The 22,774-nt window shown below is 57.5% G+C and carries 22 protein-coding genes; 20 read left to right on the forward strand and 2 right to left on the reverse strand.

All coding sequences use genetic code 11. The features are described 5' to 3' along the window. Nucleotides 1-41: 41 nt before the first annotated feature. From tssI (AABA48_RS13185) to rd, 13 genes are all read left to right on the forward strand, one after another. Nucleotides 42-1,286, forward strand: coding sequence for a type VI secretion system tip protein TssI/VgrG (gene tssI, locus AABA48_RS13185; protein ID WP_338270646.1), 1,245 nt, complete (start codon nucleotides 42-44; stop codon nucleotides 1,284-1,286). Nucleotides 1,287-1,316: 30 nt separating this feature from the next. Beyond that, complete coding sequence (locus AABA48_RS13190) at nucleotides 1,317-2,279, forward strand: LysM peptidoglycan-binding domain-containing protein (protein ID WP_286350830.1); 963 nt, start codon at nucleotides 1,317-1,319, stop codon at nucleotides 2,277-2,279. Nucleotides 2,280-2,313: 34 nt separating this feature from the next. Beyond that, nucleotides 2,314-4,407, forward strand: coding sequence for a type VI secretion system tip protein TssI/VgrG (tssI, locus tag AABA48_RS13195; RefSeq protein ID WP_286350831.1), 2,094 nt, complete (start codon nucleotides 2,314-2,316; stop codon nucleotides 4,405-4,407). 31 nt (nucleotides 4,408-4,438) lie between these two features. Then, nucleotides 4,439-4,939, forward strand: coding sequence for a DUF6484 domain-containing protein (locus tag AABA48_RS13200; protein ID WP_286350832.1), 501 nt, complete (start codon nucleotides 4,439-4,441; stop codon nucleotides 4,937-4,939). After that, nucleotides 4,936-6,213 carry a TIGR02270 family protein gene (locus tag AABA48_RS13205; protein ID WP_286350833.1) on the forward strand — a complete coding sequence of 426 codons (1,278 nt, stop codon included), beginning with the start codon at nucleotides 4,936-4,938 and terminating at the stop codon, nucleotides 6,211-6,213. Before AABA48_RS13200 ends, AABA48_RS13205 begins: the two co-directional genes overlap by 4 nt. After that, complete coding sequence (locus AABA48_RS13210; protein WP_286350834.1) at nucleotides 6,210-7,253, forward strand: 3-oxoacyl-ACP synthase; 1,044 nt, start codon at nucleotides 6,210-6,212, stop codon at nucleotides 7,251-7,253. Before AABA48_RS13205 ends, AABA48_RS13210 begins: the two co-directional genes overlap by 4 nt. A gap of 19 nt (nucleotides 7,254-7,272) precedes the next feature. Then, nucleotides 7,273-7,653 carry a DUF4150 domain-containing protein gene (locus AABA48_RS13215; protein WP_286350835.1) on the forward strand — a complete coding sequence of 127 codons (381 nt, stop codon included), beginning with the start codon at nucleotides 7,273-7,275 and terminating at the stop codon, nucleotides 7,651-7,653. A 51-nt stretch (nucleotides 7,654-7,704) separates the two neighbouring features. Then, nucleotides 7,705-8,082 carry a hypothetical protein gene (locus AABA48_RS13220; protein ID WP_254278210.1) on the forward strand — a complete coding sequence of 126 codons (378 nt, stop codon included), beginning with the start codon at nucleotides 7,705-7,707 and terminating at the stop codon, nucleotides 8,080-8,082. After that, a complete protein-coding gene (locus AABA48_RS13225) occupies nucleotides 8,079-9,962 on the forward strand; it encodes an amidohydrolase family protein (RefSeq protein WP_286350836.1) in 1,884 nt (627 codons plus the stop codon). The genes AABA48_RS13220 and AABA48_RS13225 overlap by 4 nt, the downstream gene beginning before the upstream one ends. A 74-nt stretch (nucleotides 9,963-10,036) precedes the next feature. After that, on the forward strand, nucleotides 10,037-11,179 hold the full coding sequence (locus tag AABA48_RS13230) for a hypothetical protein (RefSeq protein ID WP_338270647.1): 1,143 nt from the start codon (nucleotides 10,037-10,039) through the stop codon (nucleotides 11,177-11,179). 242 nt (nucleotides 11,180-11,421) lie between these two features. After that, complete coding sequence (locus tag AABA48_RS13235) at nucleotides 11,422-12,429, forward strand: DUF2169 family type VI secretion system accessory protein (protein ID WP_338270648.1); 1,008 nt, start codon at nucleotides 11,422-11,424, stop codon at nucleotides 12,427-12,429. A gap of 145 nt (nucleotides 12,430-12,574) precedes the next feature. Beyond that, nucleotides 12,575-12,766, forward strand: coding sequence for a ferredoxin (locus tag AABA48_RS13240; RefSeq protein ID WP_286350839.1), 192 nt, complete (start codon nucleotides 12,575-12,577; stop codon nucleotides 12,764-12,766). Nucleotides 12,767-12,832: 66 nt separating this feature from the next. Then, complete coding sequence (gene rd, locus AABA48_RS13245) at nucleotides 12,833-12,991, forward strand: rubredoxin (protein ID WP_010943806.1); 159 nt, start codon at nucleotides 12,833-12,835, stop codon at nucleotides 12,989-12,991. 51 nt (nucleotides 12,992-13,042) lie between these two features. On the opposite strand, the gene AABA48_RS13250 is transcribed toward rd, so the two are convergent. Beyond that, nucleotides 13,043-13,228 (reverse strand): hypothetical protein, encoded by a 186-nt coding sequence (locus AABA48_RS13250; RefSeq protein WP_286350840.1) that lies wholly within the window; start codon nucleotides 13,226-13,228, stop codon nucleotides 13,043-13,045. Nucleotides 13,229-13,449: 221 nt separating this feature from the next. Here AABA48_RS13250 and AABA48_RS13255 point away from each other — a divergent pair, with 221 nt between their 5' ends. Continuing rightward, nucleotides 13,450-13,641 (forward strand): twin-arginine translocase TatA/TatE family subunit, encoded by a 192-nt coding sequence (locus AABA48_RS13255; RefSeq protein WP_324309037.1) that lies wholly within the window; start codon nucleotides 13,450-13,452, stop codon nucleotides 13,639-13,641. Nucleotides 13,642-13,745: 104 nt separating this feature from the next. Here AABA48_RS13255 and AABA48_RS13260 read toward each other — a convergent pair whose 3' ends face one another. Then, on the reverse strand, nucleotides 13,746-15,662 hold the full coding sequence (locus tag AABA48_RS13260) for a tetratricopeptide repeat protein (RefSeq protein ID WP_338270649.1): 1,917 nt from the start codon (nucleotides 15,660-15,662) through the stop codon (nucleotides 13,746-13,748). A 473-nt stretch (nucleotides 15,663-16,135) separates the two neighbouring features. Here AABA48_RS13260 and AABA48_RS13265 point away from each other — a divergent pair, with 473 nt between their 5' ends. The 6 genes from AABA48_RS13265 (at nucleotide 16,136) to AABA48_RS13290 (ending at nucleotide 22,769) form a co-directional block, all read left to right on the forward strand. Then, on the forward strand, nucleotides 16,136-16,585 hold the full coding sequence (locus AABA48_RS13265) for an Hsp20/alpha crystallin family protein (RefSeq protein ID WP_010943810.1): 450 nt from the start codon (nucleotides 16,136-16,138) through the stop codon (nucleotides 16,583-16,585). Beyond that, complete coding sequence (gene lon / locus AABA48_RS13270; protein ID WP_014552114.1) at nucleotides 16,585-19,044, forward strand: endopeptidase La; 2,460 nt, start codon at nucleotides 16,585-16,587, stop codon at nucleotides 19,042-19,044. The genes AABA48_RS13265 and lon overlap by 1 nt, the downstream gene beginning before the upstream one ends. Further along, nucleotides 19,041-20,027 carry a thiamine-phosphate kinase gene (thiL, locus tag AABA48_RS13275; RefSeq protein WP_338270650.1) on the forward strand — a complete coding sequence of 329 codons (987 nt, stop codon included), beginning with the start codon at nucleotides 19,041-19,043 and terminating at the stop codon, nucleotides 20,025-20,027. Before lon ends, thiL begins: the two co-directional genes overlap by 4 nt. A 106-nt stretch (nucleotides 20,028-20,133) precedes the next feature. Further along, entirely contained in the window at nucleotides 20,134-21,009 is an 876-nt protein-coding gene (locus AABA48_RS13280; protein ID WP_286350844.1) for a CheR family methyltransferase, read from the forward strand. 60 nt (nucleotides 21,010-21,069) lie between these two features. After that, nucleotides 21,070-22,356, forward strand: a complete 1,287-nt coding sequence (locus tag AABA48_RS13285; RefSeq protein ID WP_286350845.1) for a methyl-accepting chemotaxis protein — start codon at nucleotides 21,070-21,072, stop codon at nucleotides 22,354-22,356. Continuing rightward, complete coding sequence (locus AABA48_RS13290) at nucleotides 22,353-22,769, forward strand: chemotaxis protein CheW (protein ID WP_286350846.1); 417 nt, start codon at nucleotides 22,353-22,355, stop codon at nucleotides 22,767-22,769. Before AABA48_RS13285 ends, AABA48_RS13290 begins: the two co-directional genes overlap by 4 nt. The last annotated feature ends 5 nt before the right edge of the window (nucleotides 22,770-22,774 follow it).

Here is a 22,774-nt window from a genome sequence, read left to right on the forward strand (position 1 = left end):
CGCCTCTCTGAGCAATTCGTAAGTTTCACGAGGAAAACGCCATGACAATCCAAAAGGCCGCGGCAAGCCTCCTTTCTCAGGGCTCAACATCAAGTTTTCAGTTCGAGATTCCCGCCACAAGGCACTTACTGTCGGTAGCGGGATTCACCGTCGACGAGCGTATATCCCATCCCTATGACATCCACCTCACCCTGGCAACCCAATACAATGTAGCGCTCGACGAGGTAATCGACAAGGAAGCCGTGCTTTCCGTAGATCATGAGGGCGGAACGCGCTATTTCCACGGTGTTGTCCGGGAATTCACCTCTCTCGGGACGGACGGCGACTATGACCTCTACCACGCCCACATTGTGCCGGCCCTGTGGTTCCTTTCGCTGGAGCAGGATTGCCGTGTTTTCCAGTTCAAGAACGTTCAGGACGTAGTCGCCGAAATCCTCGAAGAGAGCAATATCACCAGTGACCGCTACCGCTTCGCACTCTCCAGGGAGGACCGCCTGCGAAAATTCTGCGTCCAGTACCGGAAAACGGACCTGAATTTTGTCTCGCGACTTCTCGAAGAGGAGGGAATCTTCTACTTTTTCGAGCACTACGAAGACAAGCACGTCATCGTCTTTTCCGACACCAACTCAGGCTATCTCTACATGCCCGGCAAGCGCCAGATCCCCTTCAACACCAATAACGGCATGGTGCCCGGAAAGGAGAGCGTCTTCTACTTCATCTATGTGACAGCAATGATGTTGAGGCACGAGGCCAAGCAGATTGTTATGCGCTTTATGTTGTCACTCTTATTTGCTACCTTTGGTGCTAATGGGATTGTACTGGCACAGACAGCAACATATAGAACGAAGGGAAGTATTGATTGCGGCAGCAACAAAGCTGTAATCATTTCTAATTGCTTGGATATTGGCACTAACTTTCCCATGTGCATCGAACAAAAAATAAGTATAACTAACATAACTACCAACAAATCAATTACTGTCATGACGTCATCTATTTCATACAATGATGAAGCGTTGACTGGACACAAAGGTGGAAAATTGTTGGACGGTTTGGCCGTATCGTGGCAATGCGCCAAGGACAAAGAAGAAAACGAACTACTTTTGTTGAATTTCACAAATGGTGGCAATTGTAAATCCTGCGAATGGGATGAGATTTACGACATGAGCGGAAGGGTTGTAGTTTCCACAAAGGGAAAGAAAAATAAGCTGAAATTTGACAGAACGACTCAAAAGCTTAAGGTGCAAACGTTTGGAGACAAAAAAGATATTCCACTTACCAAGCAGTAGGCTGCACGGAGCATGTTTTAGGATACGCTTATGAAAGATACTGATTATGAACTTCTTTATGCTCAAAAGGGACCTGCCTACAGGACTCCCCTGCCTCTCCCAAACATGCAGAAACCGATTGGCTACAGAGGCAAAGTTTCCTACTACTTACATCCTATTGACAACTCAATAGATCGTCCTGCAGGTCTTTCTAGAAGAGTTGGTCATGCATCAAATTCAATCCAAAAAATGGCGATTGACGCCATAATATTTTCGGGCAGGAAGCACGGGTTAAGCACGAGAGAAATAGCTCACGTTCTAGCTATTGCATACATAGAATCTGGGTTCAATCCAGACGCAGCAGCAGGCACAACAACGGCTTCCGGACTAGGACAGTTTGTTGAACAAACTGGGAAATTTTATGGCATCAATGATTCTACTCGATTCGACATTGACACCAATGCTGATGCACTCGTGAGACATTATATTGACAATAAATATTTAGCAACTAAACGTGGCGCTTCTGGTTCTGATATCGAAGAGAAAATATACCAATACCATCACGATGGACCTGGAGCGAGAAGTAAGAACAGTGAAGGAGCCAAAATCTCCAGAGAGCGAGTTCTGCCGCTAATAAATAAGTTCGAGGAAGTGCTTAAAGGTTCGGACGGCGAGCCCGAAGTTTACACGAGAAAAGCGACTACTGAAAAAAGAGTTCAAACGCCGGCAACTGACGATTATTACCTCATAAAGCCGGGCGACACTCTCAGCCGAATCGCTCGCATCAATAGCATATCAATTGCCGAAATCGTTGCAGCCAACCCCTCGATTACTGACATCAATCGAATTTGCGTAGGCCAGAAGCTCATCCTTCCGACACGAAAAGCCTCTGGTCCCAGCCATACCAACCACGTCACCCGGCCAACCGCAGCCAGAAAGTCTCGAATAGGCGAGCAACCCAAGCAATCGTGGTCACTCGACACGATCCTCGGGTGGACCAGGCAGCACGACTAATTCCGATACGGACAATTTTTGCGAGGGAAATGCCATGTCTATCGAAGAGACAGCGATAAGCCTCCTTTCTCAGGGCTCAACATCAAGCTTTCAGTTCGAGATTCCCGCCACCAGGCACTTACTGTCGGTAGCGGGATTCACCGTCGACGAGCGTATATCCCATCCCTATGACATCCACCTCACCCTGGCAACAAAGGACAATGTGGATCTCAACGAGGTGATCGACAAGGAAGCCGTGCTTTCCATAGACCATGAGGGCGGAACGCGCTATTTCCACGGTGTTGTCCGGGAATTCACCTCTCTCGGGACGGACGGCGACTATGACCTCTACCACGCCCACATTGTGCCGGCCCTGTGGTTCCTTTCGCTGGAGCAGGATTGCCGTGTTTTCCAGTTCAAGAACGTTCAGGACATAGTCGCCGAAATCCTCGAAGAGAGCAATATCACCAGTGACCGCTACCGCTTCGCACTCTCCAGGGAGGACCGCCTGCGAAAATTCTGCGTCCAGTACCGGGAAACGGACCTGAACTTTGTCTCGCGACTTCTCGAAGAGGAGGGAATCTTCTACTTTTTCGAGCACTACGAAGACAAGCACGTCATCGTCTTTTCCGACACCAACTCAGGCTATCTCTACATGCCCGGCAAGCGCCAGATCCCCTTCAACACCAATGACGGCATGGTGCCCGGAAAGGAGAGCGTCTTCGACTTCATCTACTCGCGCCGCGTTCGTCCCGGCAAGGTGTCACAGCGCGATTATTGCTACAAGCACACGAACCTCGACTTGACCACCCAGCGGCAGGGAAAGGCGTCCGCTCAGCGGGAGGTCTACGACTTCCCCGGTAATTACTTCAATGAGGAACGAGGCACCTATCTGGCCAACGTCCGTCTGGAGCGTTTGCTGGTGCTCGGCGAGACCGCAGAAGGGCAGAGTTCGTGCCCCCGCATGATGCCGGGACACGAGTGGGAACTTTCCGGCCACGATTATGCCGGGAAGTATCTGCCGGTGGCAGTCATCCATCATGGCGCTCAGCCCCAGGTGCTTGGCGAGCATGCCGGAGATGGCGGCTTTCGCTACGACAACGAATTTATCGCCGTGCCGGCCGCCGTAACGGTCCGCCCCCAGATTGCCGCAGACAGGCCCGCCATCGTCGGACTCCAGACTGCCGTCGTTACCGGCGCGCCCGGCGAAGAAATCCACGCCGACCCCGACGGCTACCTGCGGGTGAAAGTGCAGTTTCCCTGGGACCGGCGCGGCCGGAAGGACGGCAGGACCTCATGCTGGGTCAGGGTCGGTCAGCCCTGGGGAGGCGGCGGATGGGGAACCCAGTTTCTACCCCGTGTCGGAGACGAGGTGCTTGTCACGTTCCTTGAGGGAGACCCCGACCGTCCCATGGTAATCGGCAGTGCGTACAACTCCGAAAATCAGCCACCGTACGCGTTGCCCGCCAGCAAAACCCAGAGCGGCATCCGCACCCGCAGCTACCCAAACGGCGGCATTCACAATTTCCATGAACTCCGCTTCGAGGACAAGAAGGGAAGCGAGGAGATCTACCTGCAGAGCGAGAAGGACTGGAACATTCTGGTTAAGAACGACAAGGGGCAGACTGTCGGGCGGGACGAGAGCCTGACCGTCGGCAACAACCGCTCGAAAACGGTGGGGGTGGATCAGAGCGAGAGTGTCGGTGTCAACAAGTCCATCCAGGTAGGGGCAAACCACAACGAAAGCATCGGCGCCAACATGACTCTGAGCGTAGGCGGTTTCAAGAATGAGACTGTCGGCATAAATTCACTCGAAACAATCGGCGGCGCAAAGGAGCTTGCCATTGGCGGCCTCTACCAAGTTGCGGTAGGCGGCGTCATGAACGAGACGGTTGCCGGCGCCAAGACGGAAGAAGTCGGACTGGCAAAAGCGGTGTTCGTCGGCAACAACATGAGTGAGAACGTAAAAGGTGACAGAACCACCAATACAAACGGCAACTACACGGAAACCATCAGCGCCAAATATTACGCCAAAGCTGACGAATATGTCATCGAGGCGCCCAAAATCACGCTTAAGGCCGGTTCTTCATCCATTGTCATGGATGGGAGCAGCATAACGATCAAGGCGAGCAAAATTTCCCAGAATTGAACCCAGGGCCACGGGATATGCGGAGAATGATGTGAGAAAAAAGGCTTCAGTTATTTCGTTTGGAATTAACGGCACCCTGTCGGAAGGGTTTCGCGTCGGCCGCATCGTTTCCGCAACCGACAACAGGTTTATCGTCGATTACCCGGAGAACTCTCTGGGTCCCATCGCCGCCCGGCTCACGACCTCGGTGAAAAACCGGCTTCTGGACACGGGCAACCCGGCAGGGAAAGAAATTCTCCTGGCATTTGAGAACAACGATCCCGGACAGCCGATCATTGTCGACACAATGTACTCACTACTTGATGAGATCGCCGATGCGACAGCGGCCGAAACTGCGAAGGCCGTTCCGAACGAAGTGATTGTCGACGGGACGCGGATCACGTTTGATGCTCGGGAAGAAATCGAGCTCAAATGCGGAAAAGCCAGTATCGTTCTCACCAGCGCCGGCAAGGTAATCATCAAGGGAGCCTACCTGCTCAGCCAGTCTTCTGGTGAGAACAGGATCAAAGGCGCGTCCGTTGGAATCAATTGAATTATCACACTACTCAACTGATGAATCCAACAATATCATCCATATTACACCAACTTGCCGAGGAGGCAGCGTTTCTTTGGCATCTTCGAGGTGGCATCCTGCAATCTCCGCATTTTTCTCTGAGTGACCTCGAACGTTTCGATGAACGACTTGAAGCACAGGTCGATGGCTTGCGGGTGGGCGGCGACGCGTCCTGGGAGATATGCCGATCTGCGCTTGCGGGCGACACGGTCGAAGGACTCTTCGCCCCGGCGGTATTGGCCTTCGAAGGCGGCAACAGTGAGCACCTTCAGCAGGTCATGGACGCGATGGGGACGGATCGGGAGAAGGCCCGCGCCGTCATTTCCGCACTGGGGTGGCTTCCCTACGAACAGGCCAGGCCGCGCATAGAGCAATTACTGGCAGATGAATCGCCCTTTCATCGCTACATCGGCATGGCGGCTTGCGCCATCCACCGGCACGATCCGGGCCCACAGCTGACAAGAGCCGTGAACGATACCTCCCCGTTATTGATGGCCCGCGGGCTCCGTGCATACGGGGAGTTAGGCAGAGGTTGCGAGCTGAATGATTTCAGGCTGCAAGAATACTTGACGGACCACGACGACGAAATCCGCTTTTCCGCCGCATGGTCCGCGTCCCTTGCGGGCATTGGCACAGCCGTCGGCGTGCTGAGAAGTTTCGTCGCATCCTCATCCCGATATGCCGAGAAAGCCCTGAACGTTTCCGTGCGGTGCATGCGCCCCGAAAGCGCACGTGCCTGGCAACGGGAGCTCGCTCAATCGTCTGAAACGATCAGATTTGCTGCGATAGGCGCGGGGGCTCTGGGCGATCCGGCCCTTGTTCCGTGGCTCATCGACCGGATGGATACGCCGACAATCGCACGAGTGGCGGGTGAAGCGCTCACCATGATAACCGGCATCGATATCGAGCTCGAAGAACTGGCAGGCTCACGGCCCGAAGGCTTCAATGCCGGCCCCACCGATGATCCCAAGGATCTCAATGTGGCCATGGATGCCGATGAAAACCTCCCCTGGCCCGATGCCGACCGGGTTGCCGCATGGTGGGACAAGAATAAAGGCCGTTTTCAAAGCGGAACCCGTTACTTTCTCGGGAAACCGGTCTCGCCTGAACATCTCCGGCTGGCTCTCAAAACGGGCCTTCAGCGTCAGCGTGCGGCTGCCGCCCTTGAGCTGGCGCGAATGAATCCTGGGCGACCGATGTTTGAAGTGCGGGCACCAGCGGCCAGACAGCGCAAAGAGGTTGCGGCCATATGAGGACCCTGGCGATCACCGGGGCAAGCTGCGTTACTGCCGTAGGGCATGACGGCCCCCCGACGGCGGCTTCAGTCAGGGCGGGAATCTCCCGCTTTGCCGAGTACGACAACTATCGGGACGAAAACGACAACCCTATCACCGCGGCACGGATCAGGGGGATTCATGACAGCTGGGATACACCTCAACGGATGGCCGGTGTCGCCGCGCTTTGCCTTGAAAAGCTCCTTGACGAGTATTTTCGGCAAGACCCGCGCAGGCCCCCACAGATCCATCTCTTCCTTGGAGTAGCCTCCGAAGAACGGCCCGGTCCGCGCTATGAAGAAAGCAGCCTGTTCCCGTTGCGCGGGATAATCGGAAAATGGACGGACAAACCCGACATTCAGGCTATCCCTCGGGGAAACGCATCCATGATGTACGCCCTTGAACAGGCCGGTCGCCTGATCGACAGCAATCCCGACGCGGTGTGCATCGTCGGCGGAGTTGATTCATTGCTAAGAACCTCGACCCTGAATTGGTTCGAAAAGGACTGCCGCCTCAAATCCGCAAGCCATGGCCGTCACCAGGGGCTCATTGCCGGAGAAGCGGTCGGGTTCATGGTCATTGGAGAACACGCAGGAGCAAAGCAGGCAGACAGGCCGATCCTCGGGAGTATTGCAGGGCTTGGGCTGGCAGTAGAACCAGCGCCGCGGGCATCGAGCGCCCTCGGACGAAACAGCGGGCTCACCGAGGCCTGCCATGCCGCCCTGAGCGGGGTGCAAAAAAAGGCGATCCGCGCGATATTCAGCGATCTCAATGGTGAAAACTCCCGAGCCAGGGAATGGGGCATGGCCGAAATGCGCTGTTTCGACAAACCGGATGAAAGCAGGCGGCTCTGGACGCCGGCTAACTGCTACGGCGACATCGGCGCCGCCAGCGGCGTGGTCCTGGCAAGTATTGCCACGCAAGGGCTTGTTCGTGGATGGTTGCAATCGCCGATACTGGTGGCCTGCTCCGATGACCATGGACCATGCGGTGCCCTGGTATTGGAGAGCGCGAAATAGAATCCCCAAGGAGGCGATCGTGGGAAAATCAACGGTTTTCGTTAACAAACAGGGAATGAGCAACAAAGGGAGTGGAGCTGTTGTCGTAAGCGGCCCGGATGTCTGTCTTACCCCGATGGGCAGTACAGTCGTACCGATACCCTATACCAACGTCGCCAGATCGGCCAGTCTCGCCGATGGCACAAAGACGGTGAAGATCGACGGCACCATGGGCGCAATCGACGGGTGCTGCTACAAAAAAAGCAGTGGTGATGAGCCTGGCAGTAAAAAAGGAGTTGGGTCGGGCACGATACAGGACAAGGCCGAGTTCATCAACTACTCATTCGATGTCAAGATTGAGGGGAAAGGGGCATGCCGCAACTTCGACCCCATGACGCAGAACAATAAAAACGCCATGTAAGCACGAGGTTTCCTCGGCCGCATCGCCACAGTTTTCGGGAGAGCACAAATCATGGGAGTGAACAACGATTCCAATGCCGGGCAGTCGAGCGGCGAGCAGAAAGTTGTGCCCGATAAACGTACCTTTCGCCTTAAGGTGGTCGAGTATCTTTCGTGGGACACATGCGATGAGAACAGCCGGACTTTCAAACTCGGTCACGAAGACAACAAACCCATCGGCGGCAGAGTATTCAAAATCAAGATGCCGGACGGCAGCATCGTTGAAAAGTCTACCGACGAAAAGGGAATAATTGAACTGACTGATCAGGACGCCAATGCAACGTTCGAAGTCATCTTCGAACCGGAAGAAGCCGCCCTTAACAACAAATACACCCTTTTCTACAACCGGACGGCTGTAGTGCAAACAAAACTCCCTGGGGACACCCCGTGACAGACGCCAGCCACAAGCGAATCGAGCAAAACGATCCCAAGGGAAAGGTTCTCCAGCACGTCAAGCCCGACATGATGTGTGGCGAGATCCACACTATCAGCATGTACCAGCCGACCGTCATTGTCGATTCCCACATGCACATTCAGAGCGGGCGCTGTGCCCCCCTGCAGTTCGTCAGGGACCAGGGGCCGGGCCCAGTGGCCATGCTGCAGACGGCGGCCTCCGCCTCCCGGGGATGGATAGAGGGGAGCGGCCTCACCCTTGGCGCCATCTTTACGGCCTTGTTCGAGCCTGTCTGGGCTCCAGTACGTGCCGTATCCCAGTTGTTCGACAATTCTCCCCACAATCCTGATGAAGGCATCCTGCAGGCCTCACCCTTAATTGATCTGGTAGCACAGCAGAAGAAAAAAACCATCGAGGTTGCCGAAGGCTTCATACTGGAGCGCGAGAAGGTTCTAACCAACTACTTCATGAAGGAAGCCCTTTACAAGGATGCCCCCCACCTCATCTTCACCAGCGTAGTCATGACCATGGACATGGAGTACTGCCATATTGACGGCTACTTCGGTCTCAAGGTCTACAACCCCCTCTATACAAACCGAGAAGACATCGAAGCGAACAAGCCCTGCGCCTACTGGACGCCGCAGCATGGCGAGTGGGTAAAGGCCCCGCGCGACAATAGCGTCTATGTAAGGCGGGACAAGCAGGCGAATACCTCGGAAAAGCACATGACGCCGGAGGAGTTTGATAACTACCAGGAAGAGGCACGGATAGAAGGAATAACCGCCTCCTACCTGGATGACAAAGGCAATGCCCGAGAGGTGAAAATCGTCGCTGCGCCGGTGCTGCTGCCGGACGCGGAGACCGTTCTCTACGAGAATTGGATAAAGCAGCTGCAATACACCGAGCTTGCCGTCGTGAAATATCCTCTGAAGCTTCTCCCCATGTACCACTTCGATCCGCGCCGCTGGCATCTGGAGAAAAACGCCACCGAGGTGCTCGACAAGGTTGGAGACAGGGGTATCTACCTGGGGTTCAAGATGTACACCGCCCAGGGGTATCGTCCGTGGGATCCGCGGCTGCCGATTCTGAAGGACTTCTACGCCAAATGCTGTCTGCGCGGCATCCCCATCGTGAACCACTGCACCCCGAAAGGGGCTGCCGCCTACGAACGAGATGAATACTTCGGTTTCGAACACCCCCTCGACGGGGAGAACGACCGGAAACAGAAGCAAGACAAAAGGCCGGCCTACTTCAGCAGGCACTTCGTCTCCCCCCAGGCATGGAAGGAACTGCTGGACGGAGGCGCTGAACTGGTGGATGGACGGATGCACGTATCGTTTAAAAACCTGTACCTCTGCCTGGCCCACTTCGGCGGGCCTACCGACCTGGGCGTGGAATGGAACCGCCAGATTATTGAGATGATCGAAAGCGGGGAATACCCCAACCTCTACACCGACATCTCGTCATCATTCGCCGACAGCGGATTTCGCAAGGATTTCAAAGCCATCATCCGGAAGCACCCAAAAATCAAAGACCGCATCCTGTTCGGCACCGACTGGTACATGACCTTCGTCTACAGCTTCCCTTTCGTGGGCAAGAATCTGTGGGACTACTGCACGGAGACCAAGAAGTTCCTGGATGATTTCGATACCAGCCTCTGGCCGGCTTTCACCATGTACAACCCTTATCGTTTCTATCAGTTGGAAAAGCGGATTGAGAGGATTGCGGAGAATATCATTGAGATGCGGACGAAGGATGAAAAGATTCGAGAAGAGCTCGACCCGTTTAAAGAACAGCAAATCAATGAGATTCGCAAAGATGCCGCTTGGATCAAGGCTGCCAATGAGGGGCATATCATTTATAAGGAGACGCCATGAACCGCACAATACAATTATTCAGAATAATTGCTTGCTTTTTTCTGCTTTCCACTAATGCTTACGGAGGGAAAATAATGGAAACTCCACTTCTGTACAAAGAAAAAGACATGAATGAAGACATATCCCTTCCGCCTCAAATCTTCAAGATCCGCGGCGGCCTGTTCGGCGGTTATCGTAATGTCTCGCTGTTCCCCGTCCCCTTCGACAATGCCGTGGGGAGCAATGACATGGGCAACGCCGTTACCATCATCTCCTTCCCAAAGGGGAAGATAGACTATGACCGGTACTTCCGAAATGCTGCAGACGACATGAGCGGCGGTGGAGAATTTGTGGCTCAAACCGCCAAGGATATCCTGGGCTACGGTCAGGTTCGCCGTTTTCTGCTGTTTGACTTTAAGAAGAAACTGCACCGTGAGTACCGGATAGTGTTTCCAATTACACAATATATCAAAAAGATTGCATTGGCCGATGCGGAACGTAAACGGTTTATATTTGAAATAGAATCTCAAAAGAGGAATGCAAAAAATTCATTTGATGTAGATAAATCCTTACAATTGATCGATTTGAGTGATGACAAGCACAAGGTTATCAAGGAAATTCCAAAAGCGCCTGGTACGATATGGATAACCACAAAAGATAGGGTTTTTTTGTGGGAATTTGACGAAAAAAAACTACACGTTTACAACATGAATCTAGAACCAGCTCATCATCCTCTGGAGGAAGTGGTGAAGAAGTACCAGGACCAGCTAGATTTTTCAAGGATTGCCATCCACCCATATCTGCCGTTTGCCTTTTTGTATGGAGCGATGAAAGAAGAGACTTTTATAACTTGGAGCAAGGATAGAAGTGACGCGCCTCACCTATTAATTGAATCCGGGAGCTATGTTTCATTCTCACCTGACGGTAAATGGGTTGCCTACCAAAAGTATTATCCTAGACACAATAAGACCTACCTGATGCCAATATCCGAAAAATACCCTCATTACCTGGGTTCGCCAATCCTGCTGGCAGATACGTATTTCGATGAAGGGAAATTCGCCTGGACCACCAACCCGACCGGTTTTGTCGGTTCAAGACTTGACAAGATCTACCACTGGGATTTGGAAAACCGGGACTTTCCCGAAAAGGGCAAGATGTCGTTCCACGACTACATCGTTAAGAACGATCTGGAAAAGCTGACCAGAGAGAAGAAGCAGGGACTTGGGAACAAGCATTGAATGCAGCAACAAGACATTGGCGTATCGTGCGATGGTTCATCGCGTATTGCTGCGTGATGACTGTTTCAACAGCCTGCTGCGATATCAACGAGGTAAAAAGTATGGCAAAGACGTTGCGGCTCATCCTGTCCCCTGGTGATCAGCCTGCTCCGGATTATTACGGCCGGTACACTGACCCATCTGCGGTTGGCGGAAATTGTTGTGGATGCTCTGCAGCATAACTATAGAAAGAGACAGACCGGATGGACCTCCTCAACTCCACCCCCTTCGCCGCCACCCCGCTCTTTCTCTCCGACCGCCACGGCGCCGAAACGCTCCTTGTCATCGTCAAGGGAACGTGGCGGATCAATCGGGACGGAACCCTCTCCGTGGCGGAAGAGCAGGTGCCAATCCGCTTCGAGCCTCTCTACTCCGGCGATCCCGCCTCATCGAGTCTCATCCACGACACCGACATCATACTGGAAAAGCCGGGGACCGACTGCATCCTCCTCGGCCACGCCTGGGCGCCAAAGGTGGGAGTCGAGTCGGTGGATGTGACCTTCGCCGTGGGGCCGGTGCGAACGATGGTACGGGTCTTCGGCGAACGGATCTGGATGAAGTGCCTGGGAATGGTGTCGATGTCGAGGGCTGCTCCGTTCGAGAAGATTCCCCTCGTCTGGGAGCGGGCCTTCGGAGGGGCGGATACGAGCTGGCCCGACCCGAAAAACCATGAGTTCTGCCTCGAAAATCCGGTGGGGAGGGGCATTCTGGCGAAAAGAACGAAACAGGAGATCGACGGTCTTCGCCTTCCCAACCTGGAAGACCCGACGCATCTCATAAGAAAGACCGACGACCGTCCCCGGCCCATGGGGTTCGGGCCGATTCCGCCCCACTGGCAGCCTCGGGCGAAGTACGCCGGCACCTATGACGATCACTGGCGAAAGTACGTGAACCCCCTCCCGCCGGAGGATATGGATTCGCGCTTCCACTCGTCCGCGCCACCGGGCCTCATGTCAAACCGTCACCTGTCGGGCACGGAACAGGTGCTTGTCACAAACGCCTCGCGCAACGGCAGGCTGGAATTTACCCTGCCCGGCATCGCACCCCGCGTCTCGGTGGCGATCGGAGCGACGGTCCATGAACTGAAGATGCAACTCGATACGCTCATCGCCGAACCGGACGAGGAGCGCCTTGTCCTTGTGTGGCGCGGAAGACACAACGTGCATGGGAGGCTTCACAGCCTGAAAAGAGTGTGCATCGGGATAAGATGAAAGGGTCCGTAACTCAGGGCCGCCGCTGACTGGCTGCGAGGGCGTACAGAGGGGAAATTCCGGCAAATGACACGGCAGCGCCGCCATTGACAGCGGTTGTTCCACTGCTACAATGGACACCATTCGACACACAAGGAGGCTCCACATGGCACGAATACCGACGGTTGATCAGGATTCATGCATCAGCTGCGGGCTCTGCGTATCGACCTGTCCGGGAGTGTTCCGGTTCAACGAGGACGGCAAGTCGGAGGTGTATGATCCCAACGGGGCCGGCGAGCAGGAAATCCAGCAGGCCATCGACGGGTGCCCGGTTCAGTGCATCAGTTGGAAAGGATAGCCATCAACCACGGCCCGGAGAGATGGAGAAGAAATCCCTCTCCGGCTGGAAAGGAGACCATGGCCCATGGAGCGTTGGAGATGTACCATCTGCCAGTATGAGTATGACCCCGAGGCGGGAGACCCGGAAAACGGCATCGATCCCGGCACGCCTTTCGAGGAGTTGCCCGATGACTGGGTCTGCCCCATCTGCGGGGCGGGCAAGGATCTGTTCGAGCCGGCCTGATCGGCGGCTCCCCTTCTTACCGCGGCACAAGCCTCCCGCACGGGAGGCTTTTCATTTTTTAACCGCCTGGCTGGATTCCTTGATGATGTCTATCTGCGAGCTGCCCTTGACCACCCGTACCCGCCAGACAAGTCCACAGTCGCCGCACTCCTTCACGGGCGACTCTTCCGAACTGAACCCTTCCGAATGCATGTCGATCTGGACCGCTGTTCTGCTGCCGCAATGGGGACACTTCATCGCTTTCTCCTTTCGTCCGGCCGCCTTGGCCGACGATTTCGCCGTGCATGAAAGCCGGCGACCTGAACTAAATGGTTATACAGTATAGCAGCAAACGGAGGAAATGTAAGACCGGGCCGCAAAGGCGCCCGGGATATGTACTCCACGGTCGTTGCGCTTGATTTTTCGCCGGACGGATGCAATACTCGCTGACAACTCTATAGTTTTTTGGAGGTTACCGTATGTTCGGATTCGGCATGCCGGAGCTTATCGTGATTCTGATTATCGTTCTGGTGGTATTCGGCGCGGGACGGCTGCCGGAAATCGGTGGCGCACTCGGCAAGAGTATCCGCAATTTCAAGAAGGCGTCCGAAGGGAAAGAAGAGATCGAGATCAAACCCCAGAAAAAAGACGAACCCAAAAAAGACGACTGATCCGCTCAAACACAACAGAAAGGGGCCGGCTATCCGCCGACCCCCTTTTGTTATGCATCAGGTCCATCCCGCCCCCGATATCTGCGGCGCAGCCGGCCCGCTGATTATTTGCCGCTTTTTTTCTTCGTGGTCGACGAACTCTTTTTCGTCGACTTCTTTTTCGTTGTGCTCGCCTTGGCTGAGCTTTTCTTGCCGGACCTCTTCTTGGAAACGGCGGTCTTGCGCCCTTTGGTCCCTTTTTTCTTCACGTACCGCTTCGGCTCCGGGCTCAGCTCATCCTTGATATTGCTAAGAAGAACCGCCGTCTCTTCCATGCCGGGGTCGGCCTTTTTGGCCGCTTCCAGGGCCTCCTTGGCCTCGGTAAGCTTGCCGGTTTTCAGATAGATGCGGCCAAGGGCATTGAGGGCCTTTGCGTGATCATCCTTGAGTTCGGTTGCTTTCCGGTAGCTGGCCTCAGCTGAATCGTAGTCCTTGCGGAATTCATGGATGAGTCCGAGCTTGTAGTGGCTCATGGCGTCGTTGGGAGCCAGTTCGACCCCTTCCTGGAGAAGGGGGACCAGTTCGTCGTACTTCTTCTCCTTGACGTAAATAGCCGTCAGGATGTTGCGGGCCTCGGCATCGTCTTTTTTGATGCGGAGCACCTCGCGATACTGCTTGGCTGCGTCGTCCATCTGGTTCAACTTGCGGTAGACGGCAGCGAGTTCCCGATGGGCTTCCAGGTTGTCCGGGTCGAGCTTGAGGGCCTCGCTGTAAGAGGCTATGGCATCCTTGGTGTTCTTCGAGGACATGAAACCGCGGGCAAGCTTGAGATGGAGGACGGGATTGCTGTCGCCCCGCTTGAGGAGTTCGCGGTACTGCTCAATGGCTTGGGGATGGCTGCCGCGCAGGGTGTAGATATCGGCGAGTCGGCGCCGGGCGTCACCGTGCTCGGCAGAGAGTCGAACCGCCTGTTTGTATTCCACCACGGCCTCGTCGATGAGCCCCTTGCGCTCGTAGATAATGCCGAGGTTGTAATGATTAGCGGCATTGCCGGGCTTTACTCGCAGCAGTTCGCGGTAGGATGCAATGGCATCGTCATCGAGCCCCGCGGCTGCCTGGGCACCGGACAGCTTATGCAGCACCTCCGCGGACCCGGGACGCTCTTTCAGGGCAGCACGGTACTCCTCCACGGCCTTGGGGAACTCTTTGGCTGCCATCCGTTCGTCACCCCGACGGAGGTATTCTTCGGGAAGGACGCCTCGTTGGCGCCCGGAAAGGGTGTATTCGTACTCGGCGGCCTTGCGATCACCAAGTTTTTCATATGCTTCTGCAAGGAGGAGGTGGATGCCGCGGTTGCCGGGATTGGCCAGTTGGGCCTGCTTGAGTTCCTGGACCGCGCCTTCGGTGCGGCCATCGGCCAGATAGAGAGATGCGAGGGCAAGGCGGGCATTTTCATTGGCCGGAGCAACGGTGAGGGCCTTTTTCAGCTCCTTCTCCGCCTCTTCCTTTTTGCCTGCCTGCCGGTAGACCTGTGCGAGGTCCACACGAATCGACGGGTCGTCGGGGAGTTCGCGCAGGGCTTCGGCATAATGATAAAGGGCTAGGGAATAGAGGGAGCGTTCAGCAAAAATTTTGCCGAGGCCCTGATGATAGCGGGGCTTGGAATCTTCGGCCAGGGCGCGGGTCAGTTCCACCACGGCCTCGTCGGCGGAACCCTTGGCCAGCAGGACCAGGCCGAGACTTCCTTGGGCATCGGGAAACGAAGGGTCCATCCGGAGCGTTTCGCGATATTCCGTCACCGCCTGGTCGAAGCGTTTTTCACGCTCGGCCCGGAGCCCCTTGACGAAATGGCCGGCAGCGCCGTCGGAGCAATATTCGAGGATTCGTTTTTCAGTATTCGCCCGGGCGTCCTCATCCTCGCCCGAAAGTGATTTGACAAGCCTCTTCGCCTCCCAGCACCGCTCCTGGGCGGCAACTGCCTCCCCCCCCAGCGCGGTCGCGGCCGACAGGGAAAGCACGAAGAGTGTAAGGTATTTTTTCACAAAGGTCCTCCCAGAGTGGTTTGCTGCGAACTCGCCGCAACGTGAGGTTCGCAAGGGTCGGTGCCTGGCGGGCAGGCCTGGGCCGGAACGGATAATGCGGGTATCGTCGGGAGACGGAAACCGTAGGGGTGCTCCGGGCGGAGAAAACACGCGGCGTGAGTCTGTGGCGCCGCAGACCCCGTGGGAAGGAGAAGGCAGCCACCGGAGCGACAGGGTCCGGACGGGAAGGGGCGGTGCGGACATTGTTCCAGCCAGAATTGACGACGGGCGGATTATACACAGACGTCAGCCAAATTTCAAATCATTGTCATGCAATCCCAAGCGGCAAGCCGAGTTATACCGGTTTTCGCTGTTGGGCTCCGGAGGGTATTACCTTGACTTCACGGCTAAAGATGATTAAATCTTCAAAAGCCGGAAGGGTGGGCACGAAGATGTGCGCCCTCTTCCGGCCTTTCTGAACTCGCGGGGTGAACATGGCCGCATCTCCCAAGGATCCGCTCGACTGGGCAGCACTGCTGCAGCTCCAGATGGACGAGGCGTTCGACTTCATTCTTCGCTCGGAAGCCGGCAGCGTCGCCGAATGTGATCTTTCGCCGCCCGTCGATATTTTCGAGACGCCGGATGCCTTTTCCGTGGAGTTCGACCTTCCCGGCACCGATCCCGCAGACTTGTCGCTGAAGCTTTGCTGCAACATGCTGATCCTTGAAGGGGTGAAGCGGGACGATTCCCGCGAAGGGGGCAGCTACCTCTGCCTCGAGCGCCGCTTCGGGCGCTTCTGCCGAACCGTCGAAATCCCGCCGACGGTTGATGTAAGCGCCGTCCGTGCCGACTATCGCCGCGGCGTACTGACAGTGACCTTTCCCCGCCTCAGCGACCGGCGGAAGGTCATGCGGGATATACCGATCATACAAGGAGACAACTGATGGATGACCATAAACAGGAAAACGAGGAGCTAAAAATACCGGACGTGCTGCCCCTGTTGCCGGTTCGGGACGTTGTGGTCTATCCGTACATGATTCTTCCGCTTTTCGTGGGCCGGGAGATTTCGATCAACGCCGTTGACCAGGCGCTTTCCAAGGACCGGCTCATCTTCCTGGCCACCCAGAAAGAGATCGGCGACGAAGATCCGACCCCCGAGGGGATCTACCCCGTGGGCACCGTAGCGATGATCATGAGGATGCTCAAGCTGCCGGACGGACGGGTCAAGATTCTCGTTCAGGGCCTTGCCAAAGGGCGGATCACTTCGTTCGTAGAATCGAAGCCCTACTACTCCGTAGCTATCGAGCGGGTGGTCGAGCCGACCCCTCCCGAGGATTCGCTGGAGGTGGAGGCCCTCATGCGGGCCGTGAAGGAGCAGCTCACCAAGATCGTCTCCCTCGGCAAGCCCGTCTCGCCCGAGGTGCTCGTCATCGTCGAGAACATGCAGGAGCCCGGCAGCCTCGCCGACCTGGTCGCCAGCAATATCGGCCTCAAGGTGGAAGAGGCCCAAAAGCTTCTGGAGATCATCGACCCGGTGGAACGCCTCCAGCGGGTGAACGAACTCCTGAGCAAAGAGCACGAGCTCCTGGACATGCAGGCGAAGATCCAGACTGCAGCCAAGGAGGAGATGGGCAAAAGCCAGCGCGAATATTTTCTGCGCGAGCAGTTGCGAGCCATCCAGCAGGAGCTGGGCGAGACCGATGCCAAGTCCGAAGAAATCATGGAATTGCGCAAGGCCATCGAGCAGGCCAAGATGCCTCCGCCCGTCGAGAAGGAGGCCCTCAAGCAACTGGGACGCCTGGAGCAGATGCATCCGGAGGCCGCCGAAGCCGGAATGCTCAGGACCTACCTCGACTGGATGGTGGAACTCCCCTGGAGCACCTCGACCCGCGACATTCTCGACATCAAACGGGCGAGGAATATCCTGGACGAGGACCATTACTACCTGGACAAGATCAAAGAGCGGATTCTTGAATTCCTGGCGGTGCGCAAGCTCCGCAAGAAGATGAAGGGACCGATCCTTTGCTTCGTGGGCCCTCCGGGGGTCGGCAAAACCTCTCTCGGCAAGTCCATTGCCCGGGCCCTGGGCAGGAAGTTCGTACGCATCTCCCTCGGGGGCGTGCGGGACGAGGCCGAAATACGGGGCCATCGGCGCACCTACGTGGGAGCGTTGCCGGGGCGGATCATCCAGGGACTCAAGCAGGCGGGCTCCAACAACCCGGTCTTCATGCTCGACGAACTTGACAAACTCGGCGCCGATTTCAGAGGCGACCCCTCTTCGGCGCTCCTCGAGGTGCTCGATCCGGAACAGAACCACATGTTCTCGGATCACTACATCAACCTCCCCTTCAACCTTTCCAACGTGATGTTCATCGCCACCGCGAACCAGTACGACACCATTCCGGGGCCGCTGCTGGACCGGATGGAAATGATCAACCTGTCGGGTTACACCGAGGAAGAGAAGCTGGAAATCGCCAAACGGTATCTCATCCCACGCCAGACCAAAGAGAACGGGATTACCGGCAAACACATCAGCTTTACCGACGACGCGCTCCGCACCATCATCGCCAAGTACACCCGCGAAGCAGGACTGCGGAACCTGGAACGGGAGATCGGCAGCGTCTGCCGCAAGGTAGCGCGCAAGATCGCCGAGGGGGAGAAGAAACTCTATCGCATCACCCCCGCCACGGTGGCCAAGTACCTCGGTCCGGCCAAGTATCTGCGCGAAGTGGAGATGGAGCACAACGACGTGGGCGTGGTCACCGGCCTTGCCTGGACGCCGGTGGGGGGAGAGGTTCTCTTCGTGGAGGCCACCATTATGAAGGGCAAGGGTGGGCTTACCCTCACGGGACACCTGGGAGACGTGATGAAGGAGTCGGTCCAGGCCGCCCTGTCCTACATCCGCTCCAAGGCACAGGAACTTCACCTGCCTGAGGATTTCCTGGCCGGGGTCGACATCCACGTTCACGTGCCAGCCGGCGCCATCCCCAAGGACGGCCCCTCAGCCGGCATCACCATGGCAACCGCCCTGGTCTCGGCCCTGACCCGCGTGCCGGTCCGCAAGGACGTGGCCATGACCGGCGAGATCACCCTGCGGGGCAAAGTGCTTCCCATCGGCGGGCTCAAGGAGAAGATGCTGGCCGCCATCCGGGCGGGGATCACCACCATCGTCATCCCCGAGCAGAACGTCAAGGACCTGGACGAGGTACCCAAGCCCATCCTCAAAAAGGTCACGGTGGTGTCCGCCAAGGTTATCGACGACGTACTGAAGGTGGCCCTGGAAAGCTATCCGCCGCCTCCGCCCGCCGCCGCCGAGGGGAAACCGGCCGCAAAGGCGCGTACCGCTCCGCGTCGCGGCATAGCGGCTCCCACTAAAGCCACTGCCGCCGGGGCCAAGGGGTGAGACTCGGCGAGATCGGTGAATTCGGCCTTATCGACAGGATTGCCGGCAAAGTAGCCGCCGGTGCCGGGGTTCGCCTCGGCATCGGCGACGACGCTGCCGTTACCGAAACGGAAGCGGGGCGCCTCCTGCTGTCCACCGCCGACATGCTCGTTGAAGGCATCCACTTTGACCTCTCCTTCACCGACCCCTTCAGGCTCGGCCGCAAATCCCTGGCGGTCAACGTCTCCGACATTGCCGCCATGGGGGGACACCCTCGCCATGCGCTGCTCTGTCTTGCCATTCCAACCGATCTGCCGGTTGAATTTCTCGACCGGTTCGCCGACGGCGTCATCTCCCTGGCAGAGGAATTCGGTGTCACCCTCATCGGCGGCGATACCTGCCGCTCCTCCTCCGGGCTTGTCATCTCCATCACCCTCCACGGCGAACAGGTCCCCACACGGATCATCCCGCGCAACGGGGCTCGGCCGGGCGACGACGTGTTCGTCACCGGTACCGTCGGAGATTCAGCCCTGGGGCTCGAACTGCTGCGCAGAGGCGAACGCTCCGGACATGCCGTCGAACGCCACCTCAACCCCTCGCCCCGCGTCTCCGCCGGCCTGAGCCTGGCCGAATCGGGCATGGCCTCGGCCATGATCGACGTGAGCGACGGTGTCCTTGCCGACCTGGGGCACATCCTGACCGGCTCGGGGGTCGGCGCCCGCATCGACGCATCCCTCATCCCCCGTTCTCCCTACTTCAGCCAACGGGCGCCCGACGTGGCACCCGACCCCCTCTCTCTGGCACTGGCGGGAGGCGAGGACTACGAACTACTCTTCACTGCGGCGCCGGGGCGGACGGCCGAGGTGGAGGCGCTGCTGGCGGCGAGCGGCGTTACAGCGACCCGGATCGGTGCCATCGTTGACGGGTCGGACGTCACGGTCACCGCAGCAGACGGGACCCTTATCCCACCGAGACGCCGCGGCTTCAACCATTTCGCGCCGTAAACCCAGCGCCGGGCCGACTGCCTCGCGGCATTGCGCATGCGCCGTCACGGAACGTTTCTTGCTGTCTGTGGAAAGACGAATCAATCACCACATGATGAACTGGCACATGAACGAGCACAGACGGGTGAGCATCCCCACCGAAGAACCGGCCGGCGGCTTTTCGGACACGGCATTCCTACGCATACGCGACATCCTCTGCGCAAGACGAAATTTTGACATTGCCAGCTACAAGGACAAATACATCAAGCGCCGGATCTCCATCCGGATCAGGGCGACCCGGGCGGCAACGGTTGACGATTATTGCGACCTGCTCCAGCGGAGCGAAGAAGAACTGGACCTGCTGGTCAAAGGGCTGACTATTCATGTGAGCCAGTTCTTCCGCAACCGATCCACCTTTGAAAAGCTCGGCACCGAGGTGTTCCCCGCGCTTTTTGCCCGACTGAGGGCCGAAGGGCGGGAGCACCTGACCCTGTGGAGCGCCGGATGCGCCGGCGGCGAGGAGCCGTTCACCCTGGCCCTCATTCTGGCGGAGCGGTTCGCGAAGGAACTGGAAGAGTTCAAGGTTTCCATCGTAGCGACCGATATAGATGATGGAATCCTTGAAGCGGCGCAGCGGGGGATATATGGGCACGAACGTCTCCAGGAAGCCCCCGCCCACCTGCTCAACAGCCATTTCTGCCGCAACGGCGACAAATTCTGCCTCAGTCCCGCCATCCGCGGGATGGTGGAGTTTCGCCGCGGAGACCTCTTCGATACCGGAAACCATGTGGAGAGCGATCTGATCCTTTGCCGCAACGTTCTCATCTACTTTGAACGGCGGGAGCAGGAACGCATTCTTCTGGGGCTCTCCAATGCCCTCACCCAGGGCGGTATTCTGATCCTCGGCAAGGCCGAGACTCTCGTGGGAGAACTGCGGCGGCGCTTCGGGACCATCTGTCCGGTGGAACGGATTTACACGAAGAATCGCTTTTCGGTATACTAACAGCCGTGATTTTTCCCCCGACGACGTGCGACTGCGGCGCCGTCGGCCTGTGGAGCGAGTATGCGCATCCCTCTTGGCTACAAGTTCATCCTCGGATTTGTGGTGGTCGTGGCAGCGGTGGCCTTTGTTCCCACCGGCATCCGTCTCCTCGGCTACGCGCCCGAAATCACCCATATCCTGACCTACGTCGTGGCCATGACCATCGGGCTGATTCTCGGCTGGATCTTCTCGCGGGGTGTCGCGCGCAACATGGGGCTACTGACCGAGTCGGCCGAGGCCATCAGCCGCGGCGACCTGACCAGGGACGTGGCGCTCCCGTCCGGACGCTTCCCCGATGAGACGGTTGACCTGGGCGATTCCATCAACATCATGGTCGGCAGCCTCCGGGAGCTTGTGGGACACATCCGGACCACGGCCGAAAAGGTTGCCGCCTCTGCCCGCACCTTGTCCGATTCGACGGTCGAGGTGAACTCCTCCTCCGAGGAGGTGGCCCAGGCCGTGGAGCAGATCGCCCGGGGCGCGGGCACCCAGGCTGAGATGGTGGAGCGAAGCTCCCGCATCATCCATGAAATGGCCATCTCCGTAGAACTGGTGTCGAAGCGGGCGCGGGAATCGGCAAAGGCGGCCCAGGAAACGAGTCGCACCGCACGGCGGGGGCAAAAACTGGCCAACGATTCGCTGGAGCGGATGACCAGCTTCTTCGGCAAGGTTGAGGAGAGCAGCGCCCAGTTTCTCTCGTTCAACGCCCGGCTGCAGCAAGTAGGCAAGATCGCCGACTTCATCGCCGAGATCGCCCGCCAGACGAATCTCCTGGCCCTCAACGCCTCCATAGAAGCGGCCCGGGCCGGAGAGTACGGCAAGGGGTTCGCCGTGGTGGCGGACGAGGTCCGGAAACTGGCGGACGGTACCGGCAAATCGGCGGCTCACATCACTGAACTCATTGCCGCGGTGCGCGAGGAAAGCCGTCGCGTCCAGCAACTCATCGAAGAAAGCTCCCGCGACATCGGCGAAGGGAAGCGCAACGTGGATATCACGGCCGGCGCCTTCCAGGACATTCTCTCCAATGCCCTGGAAACGGAGCGGAGGGCGGGCAGCATCGCCGACCTCTCCCACATCCAGACCGATGGAGCACAGAAGATGGTCACTGCCGTCGACGAAATCGCCCGCGTTGCCGAAGACAATGCCGCCGCCACCGAGGAGGTATCGGCCGCCTCCGAGCAGCAGGCAATCGCCATGCACGAGATGACCGTGGCCGCCCGCGACCTGGCCGACCTGGCCGGGGCCCTCATGGGAGTGGTGGAGCGCTTCACCCTTCCCCGCTCCGAGGGTGGCAACAAAGCGCCGTGAGCGACCGAATGGATCGCTACGTCATCTTTACGGTGACTGACCGGAAACTGGCCCTCCCCCTGGACAAAACGGCGGAGGTGCTGGAGGGCGCCGCCACCCATCCGGTGCCGGCGGTCCCGCCGTTGCTCGGCAGGGCACTGAACGTACACGGGAGAATCATGCCGGCCCTGGATCTGGCGACGTTTCTCCACGGAGGGGCGATCGGGCGGAACCATGCGTTTCTTGCGCTCAACCACCAGGTATCCGACCTGGCCCTGCTGGTGGAGGGACCGGTAGTCATCGTGAGCGTGGAGGATAGCGCCCGGTCCCCGAGTGAACATCCGCGTTTCGAGGGATACCTGGAGATTGCCGGTGAGCGGGTCGGCGTCCTGGCGACCGGCAGACTGATCGAAGAAGTGGAAGAGATTCTGTGACTGTA

Source organism: Geobacter sp. 60473, assembly GCF_036323535.1.
GTDB classification, from domain to species: Bacteria; Desulfobacterota; Desulfuromonadia; order Geobacterales; family Geobacteraceae; genus Geobacter; species Geobacter sulfurreducens.